The 26,220-nt window shown below is 68.6% G+C and carries 20 protein-coding genes; 12 read left to right on the top strand and 8 right to left on the bottom strand.

What is annotated here, in order from left to right; all coding sequences use genetic code 11:
* Nucleotides 1-62 precede the first annotated feature (62 nt).
* From ACIA49_RS19355 to aceB, 3 genes are read left to right on the top strand one after another with little or no spacing between them, the layout of a single operon-like run.
* Nucleotides 63-617, top strand: a complete 555-nt coding sequence (locus tag ACIA49_RS19355) for a TetR/AcrR family transcriptional regulator (RefSeq protein ID WP_396378576.1) — start codon at nt 63-65, stop codon at nt 615-617.
* Nucleotides 614-1,471, top strand: a complete 858-nt coding sequence (locus tag ACIA49_RS19350) for an LLM class F420-dependent oxidoreductase (protein ID WP_396378575.1) — start codon at nt 614-616, stop codon at nt 1,469-1,471. Before ACIA49_RS19355 ends, ACIA49_RS19350 begins: the two co-directional genes overlap by 4 nt.
* A 5-nt stretch (nt 1,472-1,476) precedes the next feature.
* The gene (gene aceB, locus ACIA49_RS19345) at nt 1,477-3,042 is read left to right on the top strand and encodes a malate synthase A (protein ID WP_396378574.1); all 1,566 of its coding nucleotides are present in this window, start codon (nt 1,477-1,479) and stop codon (nt 3,040-3,042) included.
* Here the strand turns inward: aceB and ACIA49_RS19340 are convergent.
* The gene (locus ACIA49_RS19340) at nt 3,024-3,398 is read right to left on the bottom strand and encodes a cupin domain-containing protein (protein ID WP_396378573.1); all 375 of its coding nucleotides are present in this window, start codon (nt 3,396-3,398) and stop codon (nt 3,024-3,026) included. The two genes, aceB and ACIA49_RS19340, sit on opposite strands and share 19 nt — an antisense overlap.
* A complete protein-coding gene (locus ACIA49_RS19335; protein ID WP_396378572.1) occupies nt 3,395-4,180 on the bottom strand; it encodes a S1 family peptidase in 786 nt (261 codons plus the stop codon). Before ACIA49_RS19335 ends, ACIA49_RS19340 begins: the two co-directional genes overlap by 4 nt.
* 112 nt (nt 4,181-4,292) lie before the next feature.
* Here ACIA49_RS19335 and glgX point away from each other — a divergent pair, with 112 nt between their 5' ends.
* Genes glgX through treZ form a run of 3 tightly spaced genes read left to right on the top strand, consistent with a single transcriptional unit; the run spans nt 4,293 to nt 10,538 of the window.
* Nucleotides 4,293-6,410, top strand: a complete 2,118-nt coding sequence (gene glgX, locus ACIA49_RS19330; RefSeq protein ID WP_396378571.1) for a glycogen debranching protein GlgX — start codon at nt 4,293-4,295, stop codon at nt 6,408-6,410.
* Nucleotides 6,407-8,812, top strand: coding sequence for a malto-oligosyltrehalose synthase (treY, locus tag ACIA49_RS19325; protein WP_396378570.1), 2,406 nt, complete (start codon nt 6,407-6,409; stop codon nt 8,810-8,812). Before glgX ends, treY begins: the two co-directional genes overlap by 4 nt.
* Before the next feature lie 4 nt (nt 8,813-8,816).
* Complete coding sequence (gene treZ, locus ACIA49_RS19320) at nt 8,817-10,538, top strand: malto-oligosyltrehalose trehalohydrolase (RefSeq protein ID WP_396378569.1); 1,722 nt, start codon at nt 8,817-8,819, stop codon at nt 10,536-10,538.
* Between the two features lie 746 nt (nt 10,539-11,284).
* On the opposite strand, the gene ACIA49_RS19315 is transcribed toward treZ, so the two are convergent.
* Nucleotides 11,285-13,378 (bottom strand): DUF3488 and DUF4129 domain-containing transglutaminase family protein, encoded by a 2,094-nt coding sequence (locus ACIA49_RS19315; RefSeq protein WP_396378568.1) that lies wholly within the window; start codon nt 13,376-13,378, stop codon nt 11,285-11,287.
* Between the two features lie 34 nt (nt 13,379-13,412).
* Here ACIA49_RS19315 and ACIA49_RS19310 point away from each other — a divergent pair, with 34 nt between their 5' ends.
* Entirely contained in the window at nt 13,413-13,607 is a 195-nt protein-coding gene (locus ACIA49_RS19310) for a hypothetical protein (RefSeq protein ID WP_396378567.1), read from the top strand.
* Between the two features lie 13 nt (nt 13,608-13,620).
* Here ACIA49_RS19310 and ACIA49_RS19305 read toward each other — a convergent pair whose 3' ends face one another.
* From ACIA49_RS19305 to ACIA49_RS19285, 5 genes are all read right to left on the bottom strand, one after another.
* On the bottom strand, nt 13,621-14,757 hold the full coding sequence (locus tag ACIA49_RS19305; RefSeq protein ID WP_396378566.1) for a DUF58 domain-containing protein: 1,137 nt from the start codon (nt 14,755-14,757) through the stop codon (nt 13,621-13,623).
* Between the two features lie 7 nt (nt 14,758-14,764).
* Nucleotides 14,765-16,777 (bottom strand): fibronectin type III domain-containing protein, encoded by a 2,013-nt coding sequence (locus ACIA49_RS19300; RefSeq protein WP_396378565.1) that lies wholly within the window; start codon nt 16,775-16,777, stop codon nt 14,765-14,767.
* 23 nt (nt 16,778-16,800) lie between these two features.
* Nucleotides 16,801-17,763 carry an AAA family ATPase gene (locus ACIA49_RS19295; protein WP_396378564.1) on the bottom strand — a complete coding sequence of 321 codons (963 nt, stop codon included), beginning with the start codon at nt 17,761-17,763 and terminating at the stop codon, nt 16,801-16,803.
* 67 nt (nt 17,764-17,830) lie between these two features.
* Nucleotides 17,831-19,105, bottom strand: coding sequence for a sensor histidine kinase (locus ACIA49_RS19290; RefSeq protein ID WP_396378563.1), 1,275 nt, complete (start codon nt 19,103-19,105; stop codon nt 17,831-17,833).
* The gene (locus ACIA49_RS19285) at nt 19,102-19,779 is read right to left on the bottom strand and encodes a response regulator transcription factor (RefSeq protein WP_396378562.1); all 678 of its coding nucleotides are present in this window, start codon (nt 19,777-19,779) and stop codon (nt 19,102-19,104) included. The genes ACIA49_RS19290 and ACIA49_RS19285 overlap by 4 nt, the downstream gene beginning before the upstream one ends.
* Before the next feature lie 61 nt (nt 19,780-19,840).
* On the opposite strand from ACIA49_RS19285, the gene ACIA49_RS19280 reads away from it, so the two are divergent.
* The 5 genes from ACIA49_RS19280 to ACIA49_RS19260 all read left to right on the top strand — a co-directional run bounded on the left by ACIA49_RS19280 (nt 19,841) and on the right by ACIA49_RS19260 (nt 25,915).
* Nucleotides 19,841-21,445 (top strand): BTAD domain-containing putative transcriptional regulator, encoded by a 1,605-nt coding sequence (locus ACIA49_RS19280; RefSeq protein WP_396378561.1) that lies wholly within the window; start codon nt 19,841-19,843, stop codon nt 21,443-21,445.
* Between the two features lie 140 nt (nt 21,446-21,585).
* Nucleotides 21,586-22,707: a hypothetical protein gene (locus ACIA49_RS19275; RefSeq protein WP_396378560.1), complete on the top strand. Its 1,122-nt coding sequence runs from the start codon at nt 21,586-21,588 to the stop codon at nt 22,705-22,707.
* Entirely contained in the window at nt 22,704-23,351 is a 648-nt protein-coding gene (locus ACIA49_RS19270) for a LuxR C-terminal-related transcriptional regulator (protein ID WP_391542457.1), read from the top strand. Before ACIA49_RS19275 ends, ACIA49_RS19270 begins: the two co-directional genes overlap by 4 nt.
* Entirely contained in the window at nt 23,351-24,991 is a 1,641-nt protein-coding gene (locus ACIA49_RS19265) for an AAA family ATPase (protein WP_396378559.1), read from the top strand. Before ACIA49_RS19270 ends, ACIA49_RS19265 begins: the two co-directional genes overlap by 1 nt.
* Before the next feature lie 87 nt (nt 24,992-25,078).
* A complete protein-coding gene (locus ACIA49_RS19260) occupies nt 25,079-25,915 on the top strand; it encodes an SAM-dependent methyltransferase (protein ID WP_396378558.1) in 837 nt (278 codons plus the stop codon).
* Nucleotides 25,916-26,220 lie beyond the last annotated feature (305 nt).

The raw sequence follows: 26,220 nt of genomic DNA, 5'->3' as shown, positions 1-26,220 counted from the left end.
ATCGGTCCCCCTCAACTCTCAGCCACCTGACGTGGCTGTGTACCTCTGGGTACAGTGAGTGGGTGGAGACGGTCGAGCGGTTGATTCGCAGTACGCAGGAGCTGTTGTGGGAGCGGGGCTATGTCGGGACGAGCCCGAAGGCGATCCAGGCGGCCGCGGGGGCCGGTCAGGGCAGCATGTATCACCACTTCAGCGGCAAGGCCGAGTTGGCGAAGGCCGCGATCGAGCGGTCCGGCGCCGAGCTGCGCGCCGCGGCCGAGGAGCAGCTCGACGGATCCGGTACGGCGGCCGAGCGGATCACGCGCTATCTCGAACGGGACCGCGAGGTCCTGCGTGGATGCCAGGTCGGCCGGCTCGCCGCGGACCCGGACGTGATTGCGGACCCCGACCTCCGGGCACCTGTCGACGAGACGCTGGGCTGGTTGCGCGGCCGGCTGGCCGAAGTGATTGCCGAGGGCAAGCGCAACGGTGAGTTCGCGACCACCGTCGACCCGCCGCGACTGGCGGCCACGATCGCCGCCGTCCTGCAGGGTGGGTACGTACTCGCCCGCGCGGCGGGATCGCCGGAACCGTTCGAGCAGGCTGTTCAAGGACTCTTGGAGTTGATCAAGGCATGAGGATCGGTGCAGTCTTCCCGCAGCTCGAGATCGGCGCGGACCCGGCTGTCGTGCGGGACTGGACGCTGACGGTCGAGGAGGCGGGCTACACGCACGCGCTCGCCTACGATCACGTGCTCGGTGCGGACCCCACGAACCGGCCGGGCTGGAAGGGATACACCGACAAGTCCTTGTTTCACGAGGTTTTCGTGCTGTTCGGCTACCTGGCCGCCATCACCACGTCGCTCGAGCTCGTGACCGGCGTACTCGTCCTGCCGCAGCGCCAGACCGCGCTCGTCGCGAAGCAGGCGGCCGAGATCGACGTGCTCTCCGGAGGTCGGCTGCGGCTCGGCGTCGGCATCGGCTGGAACCAGGTCGAGTACGACGCTCTCGGCGTACCGTTCACGCAGCGCGGAGCGCGGTTGACCGAGCAGGTCGAGCTGCTCCGCAAGCTCTGGGCCGACCCGGTCCTCACCCACGAAGGCAAGTACGACCAGGTGAATGAGGCCGGCCTCAACCCGCTGCCTGGCCGGAAGATCCCTATCTGGTTCGGGGGCGGTGCAGACGCCGTACTGCGCAGGACCGGTCGGATCGGGGACGGTTGGATGCCGCAGGGTGCTCCGGACGACGCGATGCGCGCGCAGATCCAGATCATCCGGGACGCCGCGGAGGAGGCCGGCCGGGATCCCGCCGAGATCGGTATCGAGGCCCGCCTGTCGCTGAACGCCGTACCGCAGCAGGACTGGCGTGCGTACGCCGACGCGTGGCGTGAGCTCGGCGCCACCCACCTCTGCGTCAACACGATGAACTACGGCCTGTCCCGTCCCGAGGACCACGCCCAGGTCCTCCGCGACGTGCTCCCGAAGTTAGGCTGACCGGCATGGCTATCGAGGTGATCGGAACCAAGGGCGACCGGTACGACGAGATCCTGACCGAGCGGGCACTCGCCCTGATCGAGACACTGCATCGCGAGTATGACGAACGCCGGCTGGGCCTGCTGGACCGCCGTACCGGGCGGATCGCCGCGATCGCGGGTGGGGCGTCGCTCGGGTTCCTGCCCGAGACGAAGGCCGTCCGGGAGGACCCGGACTGGCGGGTCGCGCCGGCGGCGCCCGGGCTGGTCGACCGCCGGGTGGAGATCACCGGGCCGACCGACCGGAAGATGACGATCAACGCGCTCAACTCCGGGGCCAAGGTGTGGCTGGCCGACCAGGAGGACGCGAACACCCCGACCTGGGAGAACGTGGTCGGCGGTCAGCTGAACCTGCTCGACGCGATCACCCGGAAGATCGACTTCAGCACCGACACCAAGTCCTACGCGCTGAAGCCCGACGAGGAGCTCGCGACCATCGTCGTCCGGCCGCGGGGCTGGCACCTGCCGGAGAAGCACATCCTGGTCGACGGGGTGCCGGTCTCCGGTTCGCTGGTCGACTTCGCGCTGTACTTCGCGGCCTGTGGACAACTGCAGCTGGACCGCGGCCAGGGCCCGTACTTCTACCTGCCGAAGATGGAGTCGCACCTCGAGGCGCGGCTGTGGAACGACGTGTTCGTCACCGCGCAGGAGGCCCTCGGGATTCCGCGCGGGACGATCCGCGCGACCGTGCTGATCGAGACGTACCCGGCCGCGTTCGAGATGGAGGAGATCCTCTACGAACTGCGCGAGCACTCGGCCGGTCTGAACGCGGGCCGCTGGGACTACATGTTCAGCGTGATCAAGACGCATCGCGACCGCGGTGTCGAGTTCCAGCTCCCGGACCGCAACAGCGTCACGATGACCGTGCCGTTCATGCGCGCCTACACCGAGCTGCTCGTGCGGACGTGCCACAAGCGCGGTGCGCACGCGATCGGCGGTATGGCGGCGTTCATCCCGAGCAAGGACCCGGCCGTGAACGAGCAGGCCTTCGCGAAGGTCCAGGCCGACAAGACCCGTGAGGCCGGCGACGGTTTCGACGGCTCATGGGTGGCCCACCCGGGCATGGTCGAGACGTGCCGCGCGGTGTTCGACGCCGTACTGGGTGACAAGCCCAACCAGGTCGACAAGCTCCGCGAAGACGTCGACGTCACCGCCGAACAGCTCCTCGACGTCGCCGCCACTCCTGGCTCGGTCACCGAAGCCGGTCTGCGCAACAACATCAGCGTCGCGCTTCAGTACCTCGCGGCCTGGCTCGAAGGCACCGGCGCGGTCGGTATCTTCAACCTGATGGAGGACGCCGCCACCGCCGAGATCTCCCGCTCGCAGATCTGGCAGTGGCGCAAGAACGGCGTCGTCCTCGACACCGGCGACACGGTCACGACCGAACTCGTCGAGCGCATCGCCGACGAAGAGATCAACGCTCTCCCGGAGTCACTGCGCTACCAGTCCGCCCGAGCGCTCTTCCTCGAGGTGGCCCTGGCCGACGAGTACGTCGACTTCCTGACGCTGCCCGCCTACGACCGCTTCGGCTGATCCACGTTCACGGTCGGGATCCCGCCGCCGGCCCGCGCGATAATCGCCAGCGACGGGATCTTGGCCGGGTTGCTCTCCCGATGAACGGTGAACGCCGGCACATGCACGAAGTCCCCGGCCACCGCATCCAAGTACTCGTCCGTGCCCTCGAACTCGAGCCGCAGTACGCCGGAAACGATGTACAGGCTGCTCTCGTTCTTGTCGTGGTGATGCCAGCCCGAGATCGCCCCAGGCTCCGTCGTGACCTGCCCCGCCCACAACAACGGCAGCTCGAACGCCCGCATCCGCACCATCCCACTGGTCGGATCCGCCGCCACCAGGTCACCCGCCTTGATCACCCGAACAGGCTCACTCATACCCCCAGTGATACCTGCTGAAGGAGGGTCTTGACCACCGGTGCGACCTCCGCGTAAACGCCGGGATAGTGCGGTTCCGCACATCCCTTGCCCCACGAGACGATCCCGAGCAACCGCCCGTTCAGCACCAGCGGTCCACCCGAGTCGCCCTGGCACGCGTCGCCTGTTCCATCCAGATAACCGGCACACACGTTCGCCGCCGCCGCGTACCCGTTCTCGGCGTACCCCTCGATCCCCAGGCACGTCGCGTCCCCGAGATCGGGCACCGCGACCTTCTGCAGCGTGTCCTCCGGCCCGGTCCCCGCCGTGTCACCCCACCCGTAAACAGTCGGTACGGCGCCGCGCCGGTCGGCCTTCGCGCTCGTCTCCAACCCCATCACCGGCACCCCGGTCATCGGCTTCTTCAAGGTCAGTACGGCGAAGTCGTTGCGGTTAGTCGTCGTGCTGTACCCCGGATGCACCCACACCGCACTGACCGCCGAGTACCGCCCACTCGACAGGTCGGCCAGATCGGCTCGCCCCTGAACCACGCCGTACGACGCCAGCGGCCGCGCGGCGCAGTGAGCCGCAGTCAGCACCTTGTTCGGGGCAACCAGCACCCCACCACACCACCGCTTGCTCGCCCGCGCGGCCCCCGAATTGGTAATAGCCACCGCCCAAGGCGCCTCAGCAACACTCGCCAACGTCCCCCCAACCACCATCGGCCGCACCGGGGTCGCGGCGGCCGACCCGGCCGCCACGATCAAAAACGCCGTACCCAAGATCATCGAACGCCTGAACATGCGCCTGAACTTACTCCACGTAGTCGGATGAACACGCGATCGCGGGTGAACACTCGGTAGTAATCGAGACCGGGATGCGAGGTCTGGGGGTGGAGGTGGCTACTGTCTTCAGGTGCAGAAATGGCCTGGTCGTCCTTATCCCCTCGGAGCCACGTACGACGGCTCCGGGACGAACTTCGCGGTGTTCTCGGAGGTGGCCGAGAGAGTTGATCTGGCCCTGATCGGTGACGACGGGACCGAGCAGTTGGTGCAGCTGACGGAGGTGGACGGGTTCGTCCACCATGCGTACCTGCCGGCGGTGCAGCCGGGGCAGCGGTACGGGTTCCGGGTGCATGGGCCGTACAGCCCGGCCGACGGGCACCGGTGCAACGCGTCCAAGCTGTTGCTGGACCCGTACGCGAAGGCGATCGACGGGCAGGTGGACGGTGACGAGTCGCTGTTCAGCTACCGGTTCGGCAACCCGAGCGAGCTGAACACGATGGACAACCGCGAGCACACGATGCTCTCGGTGGTCACCAACCCGTTCTTCGACTGGGGCAACGACCGGCCGCCGGGGCACGCGTACCACGAGACGGTGATCTACGAGGCGCACGTCAAGGGGCTGACCAAGACCCACCCGGGGCTGCCGGAGGAGATCCGCGGCACGTACGCCGGGATCGGGCACCCGGCGGTGATCGAGCACCTCAAGGAGCTCGGGGTGACCGCGATCGAGCTGATGCCGGTGCACCAGTTCGCCCAGGACGGGCATCTGCAGGAGCTGAACCTCACGAACTACTGGGGTTACAACACGATCGGGTTCTTCGCCCCGCACAACTCCTACTCGTCGCTGGGGACGCGCGGTCAGCAGGTGACCGAGTTCAAGACGATGGTGCAGGCGCTGCACGAGGCCGACATCGAGGTGATCCTCGACGTCGTCTACAACCACACCGCCGAGGGCAACGAGATGGGCCCGACGCTGTCGTTCAAGGGCATCGACAACGCGGCGTACTACCGGCTGGTGGACGCGGACAAGTCGCACTACTACGACACCACCGGCACCGGCAACAGCCTGCTGATGCGGCACCCGCACGTCCTCCAGCTGATCATGGACTCGTTGCGCTACTGGGTCACCGAGATGCACGTGGACGGGTTCCGCTTCGACCTCGCGTCGACGCTGGCCCGTCAGTTCCACGAGGTCGACCGGCTGTCGGCGTTCTTCGACCTGGTCCAGCAGGACCCGATCGTCAGCCAGGTGAAGCTGATCGCCGAGCCGTGGGACGTCGGCGACGGCGGCTACCAGGTGGGCAACTTCCCGCCGCTGTGGACCGAGTGGAACGGCAAGTACCGCGACACCGTCCGCGACTTCTGGCGTGGTGAGAAGTACACGCTGGCCGAGTTCGGCTCCCGGCTGACCGGTTCGTCGGACCTGTACCGCGACGACAGCCGGCGGCCGCTGGCGAGTATCAACTTCGTCACCGCGCACGACGGCTTCACCCTGCGCGACCTCGTCTCCTACAACGAGAAGCACAACGAGGCCAACGGCGAGGGCGGTAACGACGGCGAGAGCCACAACCGCTCCTGGAACTGCGGCGTCGAGGGACCCACCGACGACACGGAGGTGCGCAAGCTGCGGTCCAAGCAGCAGCGCAACTTCCTGGCCACGCTGCTGATCTCGCAGGGCGTCCCGATGCTCGCGCACGGCGACGAGCTGGGCCGGACCCAGTCCGGCAACAACAACGTCTACTGCCAGGACAACGAGCTGGCCTGGGTGAACTGGGATCTGGACGAGGAGCAGAAGGACCTGCTCGAGTTCACCGGTCAGCTGGTCCGGCTGCGCAACGAGCACCCGGTCTTCCGGCGCCGCCGCTTCTTCCACGGCGACCAGGGGGTCGACGGGCTGGGCGACCTGGTCTGGTTCACCCCGGACGGCAAGGAGATGCAGGACGGCGACTGGAGCCGCGACGACGCTCGCGCGGTGGCCGTCTTCCTCAACGGCGACGCGATCTCCGAGCCGGACCCGCGCGGCGAGCCGGTGGTCGACGACTCGTTCCTGATCCTGCTGAACAGCAACTACGAGCCGGAGGAGTTCCTGCTGCCCGGGAGCGAGTTCGGCGAGGTCTGGACGGTGGTGGTGGACACCGTCCGCCCGACCGGCCGGGCTGAGGAGGGGGAGCACCCCGCAGGGAGCACGATCCGGCTCGAGGACCACGGCATGCTGGTGCTCACCCGGCCGCGGCGGACCGCAGGATGAACCAGATCCCGCAGGCGACGTACCGGCTGCAGTTGCGCGCCGAGTTCGGGTTCGAGGATGCGGCAGGGGTTGTCCCGTACCTGAGTAGCCTCGGGATCTCTCACGCCTACCTGTCTCCGATCCTGCAGGCCGCGCCCGGTTCCACCCATGGGTACGACGTGGTGGACCACAGCCGGTTGTCCGAGCCGATGGGCGGCCGTCGGGGGTTCGAGCGGCTGTCCGCCCGGCTGGCCGAGCTGCGGATGGGCGCGATCGCCGACGTGGTCCCGAACCACGTCGCGGTGCCCACACCGGCCCGGCTCAACAAGGCGCTCTGGTCAGTCCTGCGGGACGGCCCAGGATCGCCGTACGCGGAGTGGTTCGACGTCGACTGGGGTTCGGGGAACCAGCCGTTGCTGATGGCTGTCCTGGGGCAGCGGATCGGCAAGGTGCTCGCCGAGGGCGAGCTGGCGGTCGACGGCGACGTCCTGCGGTACTACGACCACGAGTACCCACTAAGACCCGGTACGGCGGACCTCCCGATCGCCGAGCTGGTCACGGAGCAGTGGTACCGGCTGGCGCACTGGCGAGTCGCTGACGAGGAGCTGAACTACCGGCGCTTCTTCGACGTCGACACGTTGGCCGCGGTACGCGTGGAGACGCAAGAGGTCTTCGAAGCCACGCATGCCTTGCTGTTCGAGCTCCTGCAGGAGGGGAAGCTCAACGGCTTCCGCATCGACCACCCGGACGGTCTGGCTGACCCACGCGGCTACCTGCGTCGGCTGGCCGAGCGGACCGGCGGTGCATGGGTTGTGGTGGAGAAGATCCTCGAGGGTGAGGAGGAGCTGCCGCCCGACTGGCCGTGCGCCGGTACCACCGGCTATGACGCGCTGCTGCGGGTAGGCGGTCTGTTCATCGACCCCGCAGGCGCAGCACCCCTTGCAGCACTGCACTCTGAGCTGACTGGCGAGCCGGCCGACTTCAGTCCAGTAGTGGTCGAAGCGAAGCGAGAGATCGTCAAACACGGCCAGTACGCCGAAGTGCACCGGCTGGTCGAGTTGCTGGCACGCATCTGCCAGGACGACGTCAGACTGCGTGACCACACCCGGCGGGCTTTCCATGAGGTCGTGGCCGAGTTGCTCGTTCAGTTCGACGTCTACCGGGCGTACGTCGTACCGGGGGAGCCGCCGGCGCCGTCAGCGATCCGCGTGCTGGAGCGGGCGGCCACCAAGGTTCGTGAGCACCTCGATGAGGATCGGCAGGAGACGCTGGACGTCGTCCTGGACCTGCTGATGGGTCGTGAGGTCGGCACCGCGAGCCGGATCGACGAGCACGCGCGGCATGAACTCATCGTGCGGTTCCAGCAGACCTGCGGGCCCGTGATGGCCAAGGGGATCGAGGACACCGCGTTCTACCGCTGGTTCCGGCTCTCCTCGCTCAACGAGGTCGGTGGGGACCCGGAGCACTTCGGTGTGACACCGGAGGAGTTCCACGCGTTCTCGGCGCAGCTGAACCGGCGTTGGCCGCGGACGATGACCACACTGTCCACACACGACACCAAGCGTTCCGAGGACGTGCGGGCGCGGCTCGGCGTACTGTCCGAGCAGCCTGCTGCCTGGGCTGAGGCAGTGCGTGAGTGGCGGCGGCTGTCTGAGGACCACCGCAGTCCGCTTCTCGACGGCAGCACTGAGTACCTGTTCTGGCAGACGCTGTTCGGCACGTGGGGCGACGGTCCGATCGCTGAGGACCGTCTGCAGGGCTACTTGGTCAAGGCGATCCGCGAGGCCAAGCGGCACACCACCTGGACCGAGGTGGACGAGGAGTACGAGCAGGCCGTCGCGTCCTTCGTGACTGCGGTCCTGGCTGACTCACAGGTTCTTGAGTCGGTACGGCGTTTTGTGGACAAGCAGACCGAGTTCGTTCGCGCGGCGACGCTTGGCCAGAAGCTGGTGCAGTTGACGATGCCCGGCGTACCGGATGTGTACCAGGGCACCGAGCTGGTGGACCTGTCGCTGGTGGACCCGGACAACCGGCGTGAGGTCGACTACGAGGACCGGATCGCGCGGCTGCGCCGGCTGGACGAGGGAGCGAAGCCGGACGACCTGTCCGACGAGAAGCTGCTGGTCACGGCACGGGCGCTCCGGCTGCGTCGGCAGTACCCGGAGGCGTTTGCCGGTGGTTACACCCCACTGCCCACATCCAACGGGCATGCGGTCGCGTTTGCTCGTGGCGATGAGGTGATCACGATCGCCACGCGACTGCCGGCCGCTCTGTACCGGCTGGGCGGCTGGGGCGACAGCACCGTCGTACTGCCGAGTGGTGAGTGGAAGAACGTGTTGACCGGCCGGGTCGTGGGTAGTGGAGCGGCTCGGATTCAGGAGCTGCTGGAGGACCTCCCGGTGGCACTGCTCGTGAGGAGCTGACCGCTTGCACACCTTCACCGTCTGGGCACCCGAGGCCTCCACTGTCGACCTGGTCCTCCGAGACGGCGTACTGCCGATGCGCGCGGCTGCTGATGGGTGGTGGGCGCGTGAGGTGGTCGAAGCGCACCATGGCACGGACTACGCGTTCACTATCGACGGTAGTGATCCCCTGCCGGATCCGCGCAGCCCTTGGCAGCCTGACGGTGTGCACGGCTTCAGTCGGGTCTTCGACACCAGTCGCTTCCGGTGGACCGACAGCGAGTGGGCCGGGCGGGACGTGCGCGGTGCGGTCTTCTACGAGCTGCACGTCGGCACCTTCACTCCTGAGGGGACGCTGGCCGCGGCTGCGGACCACCTGGACTACCTGGTGCTGCTCGGCGTCGAGATCGTCTCGCTGATGCCAGTGGCCGCGTTTCCGGGCCGCCACGGCTGGGGCTACGACGGCGTCGACCTGTACGCCGTCCACGACCCGTACGGCGGTCCGGAAGCCCTGCAGGCGTTCGTGAATCGCTGTCACGAGGTGGGACTTGCCGTCTGTCTGGACGTCGTCTACAACCACCTGGGACCGAGCGGGAACTACCTGGACTCGTTCGGCCCGTACTTCACCGATAAGCACACCACTCCGTGGGGACCGGCGGTCAACCTCGACGACACCGGCAGCACCGAGGTACGCCGGTTCATCTGCGACAACGCACTGAGGTGGTTCCGCGACTTCCACATCGACGCGCTGCGACTGGACGCCGTACATGCGTTGCTGGATGAGAGTCCGACGCACCTGTTGGCGCAGTTGTCGACCAAAACCGCCAGTCTGGCTGAAGAGCTCGGCCGTCCGCTCGGACTGGTCGCAGAGTCCGATCTGAACGACCCACGCATGGTCGACCCGGTGGCCGAGGGCGGACTGGGGATGACTGCGCAGTGGAACGACGACTTCCATCACGCGCTGCACACCATGCTGACCGGCGAGCGGGCTGGGTACTACGAGGACTTCGCTGAGCCCGGGGTGTTCGCGAAGGTGCTGACTCGCGTCTTCCTGCATGACGGCGCCTACTCGACGTTCCGCGGGAAGGACTGGGGGCACCCGGTCGATCCGGCCATGCATCGCGGTGGTCAATTCCTCGCCTACACGTCCGACCACGATCAGATCGGCAACCGCGCGCTGGGGGATCGACCAGCGCTGACCCCGGGGCAGTACGCGATCGGTGCCGCGCTCGTGCTCACCTCGCCGTACACGCCAATGCTGTTCATGGGCGAGGAGTGGGGTGCGTCCACACCGTGGCGCTACTTCACCGACCACGACGAGCCGGCGCTGGCCGAGGCGGTCCGGACCGGGCGACGCCAGGAGTTCGCCGCCTTCGGCTGGAACGCCGAGGAGATCCCGGATCCGCAGGACCCGGCGACCTGGCGAAGCTCGGTCCTGAACTGGTCCGAGGTCGACGAAGCGCCGCACCGCGAGCTGTTGACCTGGTACCGCGATCTCCTCGCCCTCCGCGCCCGAACCCCCGAACTGAAAGACGACCAACTGACCTCGGTCGCCGTCAGCGAAGGTCCCGGCCGGCTGATCATCAGCCGCGGCAACCTGCGCATCGTCGTCAACCTCAGCCCCGACGAGTCCCTGATCCCCGTCGAAGGCGCGTCCTACACCCTCCTCGCCTTCGGCCAACCCACCCTCCTCGCCGACGCCGTCCGCCTCCCACCCCACTCCGTAGCAATCGTCCTCACCCGCTAGCCCCCGCCCGCCTCCCCAAACCGGTTCGGGGAGCATCCACCCCCCGATCCGGTCCGGGATCCTCCCCAAAGCGGTTTGGGGAGGGATGTGGGTCGGCCATGGTGTGGGCCGCCGCCTTCGCGCCCCACGGCACTTGGGCATTTCAGGGGGTATCCGCTCAATGTGCTGGTTCTCCACTCAAATTTTGAGGGGAGAAGGGACAACCTGAGGGGAGATCCGTTCACAGTGCGGACGGCCGAGGGTCGGGACCTGAGGGGGTGGCTGGGCAGGTGGGGATCCGCCCCCACAGCGGGTTGGGCGGGATCTGCGCCGGCAGTGGGGAGGCGGGGACGGGAGGGGTGGGTGTTTGGTGGTGGGGGTGCTTGTCCGGGGAATCTCTCGTATTCGTGGGTGAAACGCACAGAACACGGCGTTCGAGTTTGTTCTTCGGTGTCGATTTCCGGAATCGCTTGTGTCCTGACTCCCGGTAACGGAGTGTTGAATTCGCCAGCAGCGGGAGCGGGGCGACGGGAGGACGTACATGACAGTCGGAGGCGTCGACACCTACTACGATTACGACGAGAAGCAGTGGAAGAGCCGAAGGCTCGGCGGGGGGCCAGTGCCACGCGGGCCGGTGTGCCCGGCGCCACGGACCACCGATTCCGCCACGGCGAAACACGATCGCCGTCCTGCAGCGCACGACAAACCCAAACGCAGCTGATGATCTGAGGGGTGGCACGGCCCGCCAGACCTGGTCACCCCACCAGCTACTTCTGACGCGGACCCGGAACGAGGGTTCGTAGTTCGAGTGCGGCCTGGAGCCGATCGAGCCAGGGCCGGGAGCGCAGAGCCCGGCGTACGGCGTGGACACCGGTCCAGGCCTGCCCAACTGTGTCCGGGGTAGCTGGTCCACCTGACCAGAGCGCCTGGTCGACCGCTCGCGCGACGTTCGCGAGCCCCGGACCGGTGTCCGGGAGATCGCGGGCCGCGTGGGCGAGGTCCCGGACCGTCATGCCGGCGGTGACCGGGATGCCGTGCGCGCGGATCCGGTCCCGGGCCTCGGCCCAAGCGCCAACCACCGCTGCGCTTCCACCGCGCCGACGGCGACGACCAGCGCGGAACTGCTTCAGCAGCGGTACGCCGGCCAGCCACAGCAGCAGCAATGCCGCCGAGACACCGAAGACCGGAGTCAGCGGGATGTGGAAGGCGCCGGAGTTCGCGTCGTCCGCATCGTCGGCGGACGGCGGCTGCTGCTCGGGGTCTTGGATCTTGTTGATCTCCGGGACCGCGGCGCGAGCCTGGTCGGTAATGGAGGCTGCCGAACCGGCCGAGTTGGTGTTGCCGGTCTTGGCGCCAGCCGCCGGGTCGAGCGGCCACCAGCCGAGCCCGGCGACCGCCACCTCGGGCCAGGCGTACGCATCCGCGTTCGTCACCGTGTACCAGCCGGCCGCATCGGGCTTCTCGGGTGCCCGGAACCCGACCACGAGCCGGGCCGGAATCGAGTTCTGCCGAGCCAGCGCGACGTACGCGGCGGCGAACTGTTCGCTGCTGCCGATCTTCTGCCCCTTCAGGAACGTCCGCAGCTGCGGCCAGCTGTAGCCGGTCGGCGATGGGCTCGAAGCGTCCGGCAGCCGGTAGTTCTTCCGGAACCACTTCTCCAGCGCGATCGCGGTCTGCATCGTGGCGCGCTTGTCCTGGAGCGGGTTGAGGTCGGCGATCTCGGGCGGCAGCGGACCCATGTCATTCAGGCCGCCGGGAGCCGTGCTGTCGAGGCCCGCGCTGCCGAGGTAGGCCGCGTCGATGATCGGCTCGGCCCAGGTCAGCTTGTAGTAGTCCGGCCGCTCCGGTACGACGAGGGTGCTGCCGATCGGTTCGACCTGCGGGTCGACGGCGTTGCCGACGGTCTCCGGCAGCAGCTGTCCAGGCAGCCAAGGCCCTTCCAGCGCGTCCTCGGGCCGGATCGTCGCACTCTGCGACTCCGTCTCCACCCGTACTTCGGGGCCGGGCGCGAGCTGGGAACCCATCCGCAGCAGTGGGTGATCCGTCGTCCAGTTCACGCCGTCGAAGCTGTCGAGGGCGACCAGCCGCCAGCGGTCGACCGGCTTGGGCGTCTGGTACTTGAACACGACCTTGTCCCGGGCACTCGGGCTCAGCCGACCGGCCAGCTCGTCGAGCGGACTCGTCTGCCGGGTCGTCGGCGCACTGGCAGACTGCACCCGCTGCAGCGAGTACGGCGTCCGCCCGTGCGGGTCGATCGTGCTCACGAACGTCCCACAGATGACGGCAGCCAGGGTGACCGCGGCGGTCGTCGCCCATGGCGTGAGCTTGCGGTACTCGAAATGATCGGGGATCAGTACGGCGATCACGAGCAGGCCGAAGGCGATCGCGATCAAGACGGCGGTGAGGCCCTCGGCGGCGACGTACAGCTGACTGACGCCGATGACGGCGAGCGCGGGGAGCAAGGCGACGAGCGGCGGGGCGCGGTCGAGAAGCTCGATCGTCAGTACGCAGGCGACCAACGCGAGCAGGGGAACGAAGATCAGCAACTCGGGTTCGGGGCGAGCCGGCCAGGTCGACTCGAGTGTCAACCGCCAGGCGGTCAGCCCATCACCCAACGCACGGATCGAGGAGAGCGTCGGCAGTCCCGCCAAGGTAGTTGCCTGGAGCACCGATTCGGTGATCGCGAGCAGCCCGGCGGCCACCACGACCAACGGCCGCCAACCCAGCAGACCGGTCCACCGGCGGCACGCCTCGGTCACCAGGAACGACACCAGGCATACCAACGCCACCGGGAGCCACAGGTGCTGCACCCCGAAAACAGGCGCGAAACAAAGCCCGCCCAATACAATCCCAGCCAGCACAGCAACCGTCCGCCGCCTCTTCGCGGGCGGGGTGGTGTCGAGGGCGCGCGCCAATCCCTTCGCGCTCGCGCTTCCACGCACCGTCGTCTTCGCGCTCGCGCTTCCACGCACCGTCGTCTTCGCGCTCGCGCTGCCGCGCCCGGCCGTCTTCGCGCTCGCGCTTCCACGCACCGCCGTCTTGGCGGTCGCGCTGCCACGTGTTGCGGCCTTCGTGTCCGCCGGCTTCTGATCTGATCCCCAGCTCATCGCAGCACTCCGGTCCACTGGGTCAGGGCTTCTCGGGCGGTTCCGGCGAGCACTACTTGGGCTCCCAAGATGGGGGCGACTCCTTGGAGCGGGCCGAGGCCGATGGCGGTGACTGATGAATAACGGGTCAGCAGTGGCGCGAGATCGGTGGCCGAGCCGCGGGCGCCGGTGACGACCACGATCGCCCCGCCGGCCGACGTACCGGTGGTGAGCACCGGAGGCACCAGCGCAGCCTTCTCGTCGCGCTGCTGCACGATGCACAGTTCATCAAGGAACATCCGCGACGCCACCGCTCCACCCGGAGCCGCGAAGTCAGCGCCCGCCGTTGTGACGAACCGGCAGCGGTGCCCGGCGGTCGAGGCAGCAAACAGGATCGACGCCGCCACCTCGACAGCCTCCTCAAATGTGGCCTCAGGCAACGGTTCGGTCCGGGTGTCGAGCAGCACGGTCAACCGCGGCTGGTCCGGGTCGGCGTAGTCGCGGACCATCAACTGCCCGGTCCGCGCGGTCGCCTTCCAGTGCAGGTGGCGCACCTCGTCCCCGACGACGTACGGGCGGACATCGCGCAGATCGGCCGATCCCCGCAGCGAGTCGTCCGCCGTACGGCCGACGTGGTGGTGCCGCGGTCGGCCGGCGACCACGGTCTTCGTCGGGTGCCGGCGCGGGTGCACCCAGAGCGTGCCGACCTCGCCGGTCGCCTTGCTGTTGCGGGTCAGGCCGAGTGGGTCCCGACGCTCCAGCGTCAGCGGACCGACCGCGATCCGGCCGCGCCGCGAGGTCGGAAGCTCATACCGGTACGTCGCCTCGATCCCGGGACCCAGTTGGCGAACCCGAACCTCCTTCCAGGCCGCGCCCGCGGAGTCCCGCGCCGAGAACGACGCCTGCCGCCGGGTGCCCTCGTTGCGTACCCGCAGCGTCGCCAACGCCGGTCGCCCACGCTCGACGCGATCCGGCGAGAGCACCCGGTGGACGGTCACTTGCGGCTGCCGCAAGGTCAGGACGACAGCCGCGATCAGCGCCCCGATCCCGATCCCCGCCAGCGCCCGGAAGAGGGCGTACCCGGCGAGCTCGCCCAGCGCGTAGAGCGCGATCGAGCCCAGCAGTACGGCGATCCCTCGCCCAGTCAGTCGCATGTCCGCCCTACCAGGTCACTTCGTTGGACTTGATGGTCTTGCCGTTCACGATCGCGGTCACCCAGACCTGGCTGCCGTCGTCGTCGTTGTAGAACTTCTGGATGTTGATCCGGCCGTTCGCGTCGGTCGTGACGTTGTCGGTGTGCAGCCGTCCGTACCCCGACGTGTAGCCGCTGAACGAGTAGCTGGTGTTCGGCTTCAGACCGGTCGCGACGATGTGGATGTTGTAGCAACGATCGACGTTGTCGCACGGATCCGAACCGGTGTACTTGGTTCCCTTGCTGATCGTGAGGTCCGGGTTCACCCCACCGAGGGTCGTCGCCGACACGGTCGCGGTGGCGCCGATCAGTGTCTTGCCGTTGGATCCACGCGTGACCGTGCGGACCTGGAAGGTGTAGCGCTTCCCGTCGGCGAGACCGGTGGACGTGTAGCGGGCCGAGGTCGTCGTGTCCGGCTCACTGTCGTTCACGCGGAGGACGCTGTAGCTGAGGAACGTGCCACCGTTCAGGCTCGGCCGCTTCCAGGTCAGCGTCACCTTGCCGTTGCCGCCCGTCGCGCGCAGCGAGAGCGGGGCCGAGGCCGGCGTCGCGACCAAAGGCGGCGGTGGCTTCGGGATCGAGGGCTTCGGGGTCGACGGCCTCGGCTTGGGGTTTGGCTTTGGCTTCGGCGGGGGCGGCTGCTGGGTCCGCGGCGGCTCCGCCGTGCGCCGAGGAGGCTCGGTATGGCGCGGCGGAACAGTCTTGTCACCACCGGGATCGATCGTGTGCTGCGGCGGGATGGTCGGATCCACGGCCGGAGGTGTGGACGGCGGGGTGACCGTCGGCGTCGTCACCGGTGCCGTGGGGGTCTTGGTCGGCCCCGAGGCCGGGACCGGCTTGGAGACCGAGCCGTCGCGGTCGACCACGAGTGCCTGCTCTCCGCCGACAGTGTCGACGTACAGGCGCTGGTCGGCACCACGGACGAGCAGCGGGCGGTCGTTCGGTCCGGGCTTGACCTGATCGGACGGCGCCGGGATCGGCTTGCTGTCCTTTTGCTTGCCGTCGGCGTCCAAAGTGACCAGGTTCTGACCGGCTTCGTCGACCATCGCGAGGGTGTGGCCGGACGACTCGATCTGGGTGAACTTGCCCGGCGGCATCGGCCGCTCCACGGTGGCCGTCCCGGTCGTGGCTGCTCCGGTGATCGCCGCGGTGTCGACCAGGTGCAGCTTGGACTTGTCCGGGTCGACGATCGCGATCCGGCCGTCGACGTCGTTCGGCACGATGATCGACTGGGGCGACAGGGTCAGGCCGGGAACTGTCAGCGGTCGCCCGAGTCCCGACGAGGAGACCGTGCGCAGTTGGCCCGCCGTCGTGTCGACGAACACGACCCGATCGCCGACCACGGCGAGCGAACCGACGTTGCCGCGCTGCAGCTCGGCTGGGCAGCTCAGACGACCAGCCTGGGACGGCAGCAGGCACAGCTCACTGTTGAGTAGCCGGTGCACCCACAGAGTCCCGTCCGGTGTCACGACCGGCCGACCGAGTGCCCCGTTGTCCTTCAGGACAAGGCTGGTCGGGCCGAGGCGGACGATCGATCCGGCCGCGCGATACACGGCGTACGCGACGCCAGAAGCTGTCAGGCCGACCGGCACCTCGTCCGACGGCGCGGCCTGCGCCCCCTCGACCTGCAGCGTCGACTTCTCGAAGGCGGTAATGGTGCCGCGGGCAAGCACATAGCCCTGGGTGTCGGTCTGTACTGCCTGGGTCCCCGGCGTGAGTCCGGGGACCGCGACCGAGCCGTCCGCGTGCTTGCTGCCGCCATCGATGTGGAAGACCGCACCGATGGTGCTGTTGTAGATCAGGTGGCCGGACTGCAGGAACTTCTGGCCCGACGAGTCCGCACCCGCTGTCGTCACTGCAAGGGTGGTCGCAGTCACGCAGATCGCCACGACGGCTGCCAAAGTGGCGCGCGAACGCCACTGCGTCGGGCCGTCCGCCTCTTTGCGTCGGCGGACGATCGCCTTGAGCTGATTGAGCTGCATTACCGGCCTCCCCAGTCGCCTCGTCAGCCTGCGTTGACGCCCGCCGTCGGCGCCGGAGTGGCTGCCAGCACCTCGTCGACCACCGAGGCCGGCGGGCGCTGGCTCAGCTCGGCGTCCGGGGTGAGGACCAGTCGATGTGCGAGGACCGGATGCGCGACCTGCTTGACGTCGTCGGGTGTCGTGAAGGCGCGCCCGTCCGTCGCCGCGTACGCCCGGGCCGCGCGGACCAACGCGATGCTGCCGCGCGGACTGGCGCCGTACCGGACCGCGGTGTGTTCGCGAGTGGCGGCAGCCAGCTTGACGGCGTACGAGCTGATCGCGGGGTCGACGTGGACCGAGCGGACGGCCGAGATCGCGTTCCGCAACGCCGGTACGTCGATTACCGGGCTGAGTGAGTCCGGTCCGATCCGGCCGGTGTCGCCGAGCACGATCCGGACCTCGGCGTCGTGATCGGGGTAACCGATCTCGATCCGCATCAGGAACCGGTCGAGCTGCGCCTCGGGCAGCCGGTAGGTGCCTTCCATCTCGATCGGGTTCTGCGTTCCGATCACCAGGAAGGGATCCGGGACCGCGCGGGTGTTCGAGTCGACCGTGACCCGGCGCTCGGCCATCACCTCGAGCAGCGCGGACTGCGTCTTCGGCGTACCGCGGTTGATCTCGTCGGCGACCACCACGTTGGCGAAGATACCACCCGGATGAAACTCGAACGTCTCGTTGCCCTGGTGGTAGACCATCACGCCGGTGATGTCACCGGGGAGCAGGTCCGGGGTGAACTGGATCCGGTTCCAGGTCGCGTCGATGCTGCGGGCGATACAGCGGGCCAGCGTGGTCTTGCCCAGACCCGGTACGTCCTCGATCAGCAGGTGGCCCTCGGCGAACAGCGCCGTCAGCGCCAGCCGGATCACCTCCGGCTTGCCGTGGATCACCTTGCCCAGGTTGTCGGCGACCAGCCGGTACGCCTCGCCCGGTGGAATCGTGGCACTCATGATGGATCTCCCCTCAGCATCTCGCCGAGGGTAGAGGGCCGTGGTCCAGACGCCGTCCAGGTCCGGTCTATTGCTGCGTGGTGGGCAACTGGAACTCGAAGATCGCGCCGCCTTCGTCGCCGTTGTACACCCGCAGATCACCACCGTGGGACAGTGCGACCCAGCGGACGATCGACAGCCCGAGACCGCTCGAGCCACCGCCGCTGTTGAAGCGCTCAAAGAGGTCTTCACCGATCTCCGGATCGATCCCGGGACCCTGATCGGCCACCGTGATCCGGCCGTCGGCGACCGTGACCGTGATGATGGCTTCGGGCGCACCGGGCAGCCGCCCGTGCCTGAGCGCGTTGTCGAGAAGGTTGCCGATGGCCCGTTGCAGGAGAGTCGGATCGGCGCGCACCATGCTCGGTGCAGTCACGAGTGAGATCCGCGCGCCCTCGGTGGGGAAGTCCTCCACCACGCCGGCCACCAGTTGGTCCAGCCAAACGGGTTGTACGGCGAGCTGTTCCACACCGGCCGCCAACCGGGCCCGCACGAGCAGACCGTCGATGATGTCGCCCATCCGTCCGGCCAGTCTTACGGTTCGCGGAAGCAGTTCGGCTCGTTGCCCAGGATCCCGTACGGCGGTCTCCGCGAGTGCACGGAGTGCGGCGACGGGGGTGCGGAGGTCGTGTGCGGTCTCGGCGAGCAAGGTCTCCTGCTGTTCGAGGGCAGCCATCGCCGGACGAATCGCGCGGCCCGATAACCAGTAGCTGGCCGCCGCTGCTGCGCCGATCAGCCCAGCACACAAAGCCAGCACAACCCACACCAGTTGCTGATGGCCATCAGCCTTGTCCTGAACGTCCAGCCAGGCGATCACCGCTCCGTCGTTCTGCTTGCTCTCCGGGAGCCTGAACGGCTCGGCCTTGAGCCGGATCGCGTGACCGTTGGTCGCCTTCCGGTCGAAGAAGGTCACATCACCGGTGGCAGTCGCCTGGGTGGCCAGCTCGTTGAGTATCGCCGGGTCGACCGCGATGCAGGTCGGAACGTTGTATCGCGGAGTGAACGGGGTGCCGCCACCGGGCAGGACCGCAAAGTCCGGACACCGCCCGTAGAGCGGATCTTGGGTGATCGCAGCGGTGTTGATGAGGTCGGTGGTGGTGCTGCTGCCGCTGGAAGTGGCCAGGCGGAGAACCGGGGCGGTGACGACGCCCAGTTCGGAGTCTGCCGCAGCCGCGTCGCGTTGGGCGTCTTGGCGGATTACTACCGGGGCGAGGATGAGCAGGCCGATGGTGTTGGCGACGGTGAAGACCGCGGTGAGCCACCAGCGGAGACGGCGGAGGCGGTCGGCGGCGGGTCCTCTCACCGTTTGCCGGCCGGGGCGATCAGGCGGTAGCCGCGGCCGCGGACGGCTTCGATGAGGTCGGGGCCGGGGCGGAGGCGCGCTCGCATCCGGGTGATGGTGACGTCGACGACGTTCGACATCGGGTCCGCGGCGGCGTCCCAGCAGTGTTCGATCAGGTCGCTCCGGGAGACGGTCTGCTCGGGCCGGCTCATCAGGAACTCCAGCACGGAGAACTCCTTCGCTCGCAGGGTGACCAGGACGCCGGCCCGCCGGACCTCCCGGCGGCCGGTGTCGAGCTCGACGTCGGCGTACCGCAGGATCGGCGGCCGGATGGTCGGGCCGCGCCGGCTCAGGCTGAGCACCCGGACGATCAACTCCTCGACCGCGAACGGTTTGACCAGGTAGTCGTCCCCGCCGTGCTCGAACCCGTCGACCCGGTCGGCGAGCTGGTCCATCGCGGTCAGGAACAGCACCGGGACGGCGAAGCCTTCCTGCCGGCGGCTGCGAACGTACCCGATCGAGTCGCCGTCCGGCAGCATCCGGTCGAACACGACGCAGTCGTAGGCGTTGATGAACAGCGCCTCGTCGGCGGCCGCGATGGTGCCGGCCAGGTCCACTGCGAGCGCCGCGGAACGCAGCGCCGCCGGGACGGCGACCTGCAGCTCCGGGTCGTCCTCGACCACCAATACCCGCACTGGGTCCCCTCACGGATCGTGTGTCATCGAAATGTCATCGTCACCCCGGATCGTATGTGTCATGAACGGTCACTCAGCGCACCCATCGGCCCTGTCACCGGCCTTCCGCGTGCTGGGGCCGCTGGAGGTGGACGGCCCGGACGGCACCCAGATCGACGTCGGCGGGGGCAAGCCCGCCACCGTGCTGGCCCTGCTCCTGCTGCACCGCAACGCCTGGGTCAGCACCGATCAACTGATCGATGCTGTCTGGTCCGGCCGCGATGTGCCCGCCTCTGCGCAGAACAACCTGAAGACCTACGTCTGGCAGCTGCGCCGGACCCTCCCGGACGACCGGATCGAGAGCCGCCCGGGCGCGTACCGGGTCCGGGTCCTGTCCGGCGAGCTCGACGCGGACGCCGCCTCGGCGCTTGGCGACGAGGCCCGGGCGCTGCTCGCCCGTGGATCCGCTGCGGAGGCGGTGACCGTCGTACAGCGGGCTCTCGATCTGTGGCGCGGTCGGCCGTACGACGGCCTCACGGAGGACGCGGCCTCGGCTGTCGACCGGCTCACTGAACTGCACCGGACGCTCCGCGAGGACCTGGCTGACGCGCACCTCGCGCTCGGTCGGCCGTCGGAGGCGATCGCCGTACTGCGGGTGCTCACCGACGAGGAGCCGCTGCGCGAGCTGGCCTGGGCCCGGCTGATGGCGGCGTACCGCCTGGTCGGACGCCGGCACGACGCACTGGCGGCGTACCAGCGAGCCCGTACGGCGCTCGTCCGCGATCTCGGGATCGAGCCCGGTGCCGAGTTGACCGCGCTGCACCTGGAGATCCTCAGCGAGGACACCCGCCGACCCGTGCCGGCGCCGGTCAGTTCGAACCTGCCGCCGCGGGTCGCCGACTTCGTCGGCCGCGAGCCGGAGCTGGAGTCACTGCGCGGCGCGACCGGCGTCGTCACGATCGACGGGATGCCGGGCATCGGCAAGACGGCCTTCGCGCTCGAGGCGGCGGCGCTGTCCGGTCACGAGACCCAGCAGTACGTCGATCTCCGCGCCGGGAGCGTGGTCGCGCCGACCGGTGGGTTGCTGATCCTGGACAACGTCGAGCACGCCGAGCAGGTGCGGTCGCTGCTGCCGAACGACCCGGCCGCGCTGGTGCTGGTGATCAGCCGTCGGCGACTGACCGGGCTGAACCGCAGCGGTGCGATCACCTTGGACTTCCTGGCGCCGAGCGAGGCCGCGGAGCTGACCGACAATGCCCAGATTCTCTCGGCGGCCAGCGGCCACCCGGGCGCGATCCGGCACCTGATCGAGCGGATCCGGAACCGGCAGCCGTGGACCGCGGCGCGGATGATCACTCAGCTTGAGGACCAGCTTGGTCGCTGCCACGCGCTGGGCGAGGTGCTCACCCGGTTCGATGGCGAGTACCACGCGCTGGCGCTGCAGCCGGCGCAGCAGCTGTACCGGCGGATCAGCACAGTGGTCCGGTTCGATCTCACCCAGGCTGCTCGCCTCGCGGGCGTGCGGCCGGACGAGGCCGAGGCGATGGTCGATCACCTGATGGATCTGAATCTGGTGGCCGAGTCGGCGCCGGGTCGGTTCGAGCTGCTGCCGATCGTCCGCGACCACGCCTATCGGTTGCTGCAGGCAACCGAAGGGCGTCGGCCCACGGCGGAGCTGGTCGCATGAGGTCCCAGGCCACGGCGGCCGCTCCGACCGCTGATCGTCAAAACTCCGCAACCCCTGCTGCTGCTCGGGTTCCGCAGGCCACGGCGGTCGGCGTCCCGCTGACTCGTCCATCCGTGAAGTTGCCCTCAGCACCTATTGCGGTGGCTTCCCCGGAACCGGGGCCGGTGGCGCGCTCGGCGATCGTCGTACAGCCGCCGACGCCTGAAGTTGTCGCGGATCCGGTCGAGCGGCCGGATCGGGTGATTCGGGTCGGGCAGATCGTGTGCTGGCAGCTCGCGCTGGTGATGGTCGCCGCGGCGACCACGGGCTCCCGGACCGTGCTGATCCTGACGTCGGTTGCCGCGCTGTCGCTGGTGCTGCTGACGGCGGTCCGGATTCGCGGACTGTGGCTGTACAAGTGGATCGGTGTCCTGCTGATCTTCGCCCTGCGGCGGCGCCGGATCGACCTCGGTGACGGCGTTGCGCTCAACCTGGTCAGCACTTTTCTCGGCCGTACGACGACCGATGTGGTGACCGTGCGGGAACAGCCGTACGGCGTCCTCAGTCGACCGGCGGGCGTCAGTGTCGCGCTGCGGCTCGGCCCGGATGCCCAGTATCGCTTGCTTCCGCAGCTCGCTTCGCTCGCCGAGGCGGCCGACGAGCAGCCGGTCGGTGTCGGACTGCAGCTGATCCTGCACTCGGGTCTCAAGCAGAACCGGCAGCCGCGGACCTGGATCGCGGTCGCCGCCGAGCGGACGCCGGATATCGCCACCGACGAGCAGTTGCGTCAGGTGGTCGCCAACACCGTTCGCCGGCTGGTACGGCGGTTCGACCGGGAGCAGGTCGAGTACCTCGCGCTCGACGAGTCCGACGTACTGGCCTCGATCGGTGCCCTTGCGCATGCCAACGCCGGCCGCGGTCAGCTCCAAGAACGCTGGTCGACCTGGGCCTGCGGCCCCGTCCATCAAGTAACCATCCGGTTGGCCGGCTCTGCCTCGTTGCCCACAGCAACGTTGGAGGCGCTGGTCGGCAGCCTGCTCGGCACCGGGACCGGCGCTGCGCAGACCGTCGCGATCACCGTCACCGCGGCCGCCGGCAACACCACCTCTACCCGTCACGACGTCGTTCTCCGGTTGGCCGCGGCACATCCCGCCACGCTCGACTCGGCGACGTCGGTCCTGATCACACTGGCGCGGTCCTTCGGGATCGAGCCGGAACGCCTCGACGGCCGGCACGCGTCCGGTGTCGCCGCCACGCTTCCTCTGGGGGTACCAGCATCATGACTGTCACGTTGATCAACCGGCCCACCGGTTTCCACCACGTCCCCGCTCAGGGTGCCATCGCCGAACTGCTGGCCGGCGCCAAGGACGAGGTCATTGCCCTCAGCAACCTCACCCCGGCCGGGCCGGCGTTCGGGCCGCGCGACGTCAAGCACGGCGTCCGCTACCGGGCGATCTACCCCGACACCGCCCGTACGGCGCCGAACCTGTGCCGCCACCTCGGTGCGATGTCGATGGCCGGTGCTGCCGTCCGCACGATGCCGCTGGTGCCGATGAACGCACTCGTGATCGACGGTCAGGTCGCCGTACTGCCGGCTGATGCAGCCAACGGGAGCGTCGCCGTACTGCGGCTGTCGAGCGTGGTCATCACCGTGCTCGAGCTGTTCGAGCGCGTGTGGCCGGACGCCGTACCGCTGGCTGCCGACGACCTGCCTGACGACACCGACCTGTCGATGCGCGAGCGCGAGATGCTCCGGCTGCTCGGGCTCGGTGCCACCGACGAGGCGGCCGCGGCCCAGCTGGGCATCTCGGTCCGGACGGTACGGCGGATGGTCGCGCAGATCATGCATCGGCTGGGCGCCCGGAGCCGCTTCCAGGCCGGCGTGAAGGCGGCCGACCGTGGCTGGCTGCTGGAGCGGGCGAGCTGATGTCGCGCATCCTGACCGTCGCGACCGATCGGCCGGGTGCGTACCCGACGATCGGCGCGGCCCTGCTCGACGCTCCGGACGGTGCCGCGGTGATGATCGCGGCCGGGACCTACGCCGAGACGCTGGAACTGACCGGACGCACGGTCACGCTGCGCGCCGAGCCCGGCGCCGAGGTGGTGATCGACGGTTCGGGTGCGGACTGGCCGACGATCAGGGCGGTGGACGGCTCACTGACCCTGGACGGTGTCGTCGTCCGCTCGGCCGACAACTTGACGGTGTCGACCGAGCGGACGGCTCTCCGGATGGTGCAGTGCACGATCACGGGTGGCTCGCGGCCCGCGGTGAGCGTGCACGCGGGACCGGGCGTCCGGATCGATCGGTGCACCGTGACTGGTGCGGCGACCGGGATCATCGTCGAGGGTGCGGGCGGTGAGATCACCGAGACGTCGGTGCGGAACATGTCCGGCGACGGCATGGTGTTCGCGCTCGGCGCCGACCCGACGGTCTCTGGTGGAGACGTCAGTGGGTGTGGCGGTCGTGGCCTCTACGTCTACCAGTACAGCCGGCCTTCGGTGGCGGATGTGGAGATCGGGAACACGGGGGCTGAGGGGATCGGCGTCGCCCACGGCAGTACGCCGGTACTTCGCCGGGTCACCGTGCATGACACGCGCGGGCCGGCGGTCACCGTCGGACCAGGGTGTGGCGGGACGATCGAGGGGTTGCGGGCATCCAACACGGCGGAACCCGCCGTACAGGTTGCTCCGGGCGCCACGGTCGAGGTGATCGAGGCGAGTCCGCTGACGGCCGCGTCGAGCGGCCCGATCGACGAGCTGCTCGCGGACCTCGACGAGATGGTCGGGCTGCCCGGGGTCAAGGCCGAGGTCCGGGCGCTGGTCGACGAGATCCAGGTCAACGAATGGCGTCGTACGGCGGGGTTGTCGGTGGGCGGCGTCAGCCACCACTTGATCTTCGCGGGGGCGCCGGGGACCGGGAAGACCACGGTGGCCCGGTTGTACGGGAAGTTGCTGAAGGCGCTCGGGGTATTGCCGGACGGTGGGTTCACCGAGGTGTCGCGGCGGGACCTGGTCGGGCAGTACATCGGGCACACGGCGGAGAAGACCACGCAGGTGTTCGAGAAGTCGCTCGGCGGAGTGCTGTTCATCGACGAGGCGTACACGCTGTCGCGCTCCGCGGGGAGCGGCGGGGACTTCGGCCAGGAGGCGATCGACGCGTTGGTCAAGCTGATGGAGGACCACCGCGACGAGATCGCGGTCATCGTCGCCGGATACACGGTGGAGATGACGGACTTCCTGGCGGCCAACCCCGGTCTGGGCTCCCGGTTCTCGAAGACGATCGAGTTCGAGAACTACAGCGCCGAGGAGTTGCTGCTGATCACCGATCGGATGGTCGCGGGTGGGGACTACCTGCTCGACCCGGCGGCGGGCGCGCCGCTGACGTCGTACTTCGACCGGATCTCCGGTGGACCGAACTTCGGCAACGCCCGGGAGGCACGCCGGCTGGTCGAGGGGATGCGTAAAGCGCAGTCCCAGCGGCTGCGGTTGCTCGGCCGGATGCCGACCACGGACGAACTCCGCGAGCTGCTGGCGGACGACGTACTGGCTGCTGCCGGAGCGCATTAGGCCGCATGAGGCCGCATTAGGTAAAGAGTCCTGGGGTGGCGGCGGGGTAGTGCCTCTATCGCATAGAGTGACTACCGTCAGTACCGGATGGGAAGGACCGCCGCGATGGCCGACGACGACGAGCAGGTGACCGAGAAGCCGTTCCCCGGTTTCGACATCACCAAGCCGAGTATCGCCCGCACGTACGACTACCTGCTGGGTGGTAAGGACAACTTCGCCGTCGACCGTGCCTTCGGGGACAAGTTCATCAAGGAACTGCCCGGCTCGCTCGACATCCCGCGCGACAACCGCGGCGTGCTGATCCGGGCCGTCCGCGAGATCGTCACGAACACGCCGGTCCGGCAGTTCATCGACCTCGGCAGCGGCCTGCCCTCGGCCGACAACGTGCACCAGGTCGCGCAGCGCTTCGACCCGGACGCGAAGGTCGTCTACGTCGACAACGACCCGATCGTGCTCGCCCACGGCCGCGCCATGCTCGCCGAGAACGAGAACACGATCGTCATCCAGGCCGACCTGCGCGAGCCGAAGGCGATCTACGACCAGATCGCCGGCGAGCTGATCGACTTCACCCAGCCGGTCGCCGTCATCTTCAGCGCCACCCTGCACCACGTGAACGACGACGAGGACCCGGCCGGCCTGGTCCGCTTCTGGTACGACCGGATCGTCTCCGGCAGCTACCTGTTCATCAGCCACTTCCGCAGCGAGAACGACCCCCGCAGCCAAGAGCTCGAGCAGGTCCTCCAAGGCTCCCTCGGCCGCGGCCGCTGGCGCACCGACGAAGAGATCCGCGCCCTCCTCGGCGAAGGCTTCTCCATCGAAGAGCCCGGTCTGGTCCCCGCCGCCCTCTGGCGCAACCCCGATGCCCCCGAAGACCTAGGCGACTACCAACGCCTGATCGCCGCCCTCCTAGCCACCAAGAACTAAAGACACGCGCCCGAAGAACACGGCTCCGCCGCGACAGCCCGTTGGGCGCCTCCGACGCACTCGCACCGCAGTCGTCCCCAACCGTCGTCGCCGCGACTACACGCCGCCGCCACAAAGCGCTTCGAGCATCACCCACTCCGGCGACACCAGGTCGCGGGTGAGGGCGCTTGCCGAGTCCACTGCGGGGAGGATCCCACCCCCGAATCGGGCTGTGCTGTGAAGGGAGATGTCGGACAGTCGGTGAAGGGACATGTCGGACAGTGCGTGTGTTAGGTCGAGGGTAGGGGTTTGGTGGGGCGGCGGTT

The organism is Kribbella sp. NPDC051587 (assembly GCF_044453945.1).
Taxonomy (GTDB): Bacteria; Actinomycetota; Actinomycetes; order Propionibacteriales; family Kribbellaceae; genus Kribbella.
The sequence above is the reverse complement of the archived record's forward strand: the minus strand, read 5'-3'. Positions and strand labels throughout refer to the sequence as shown.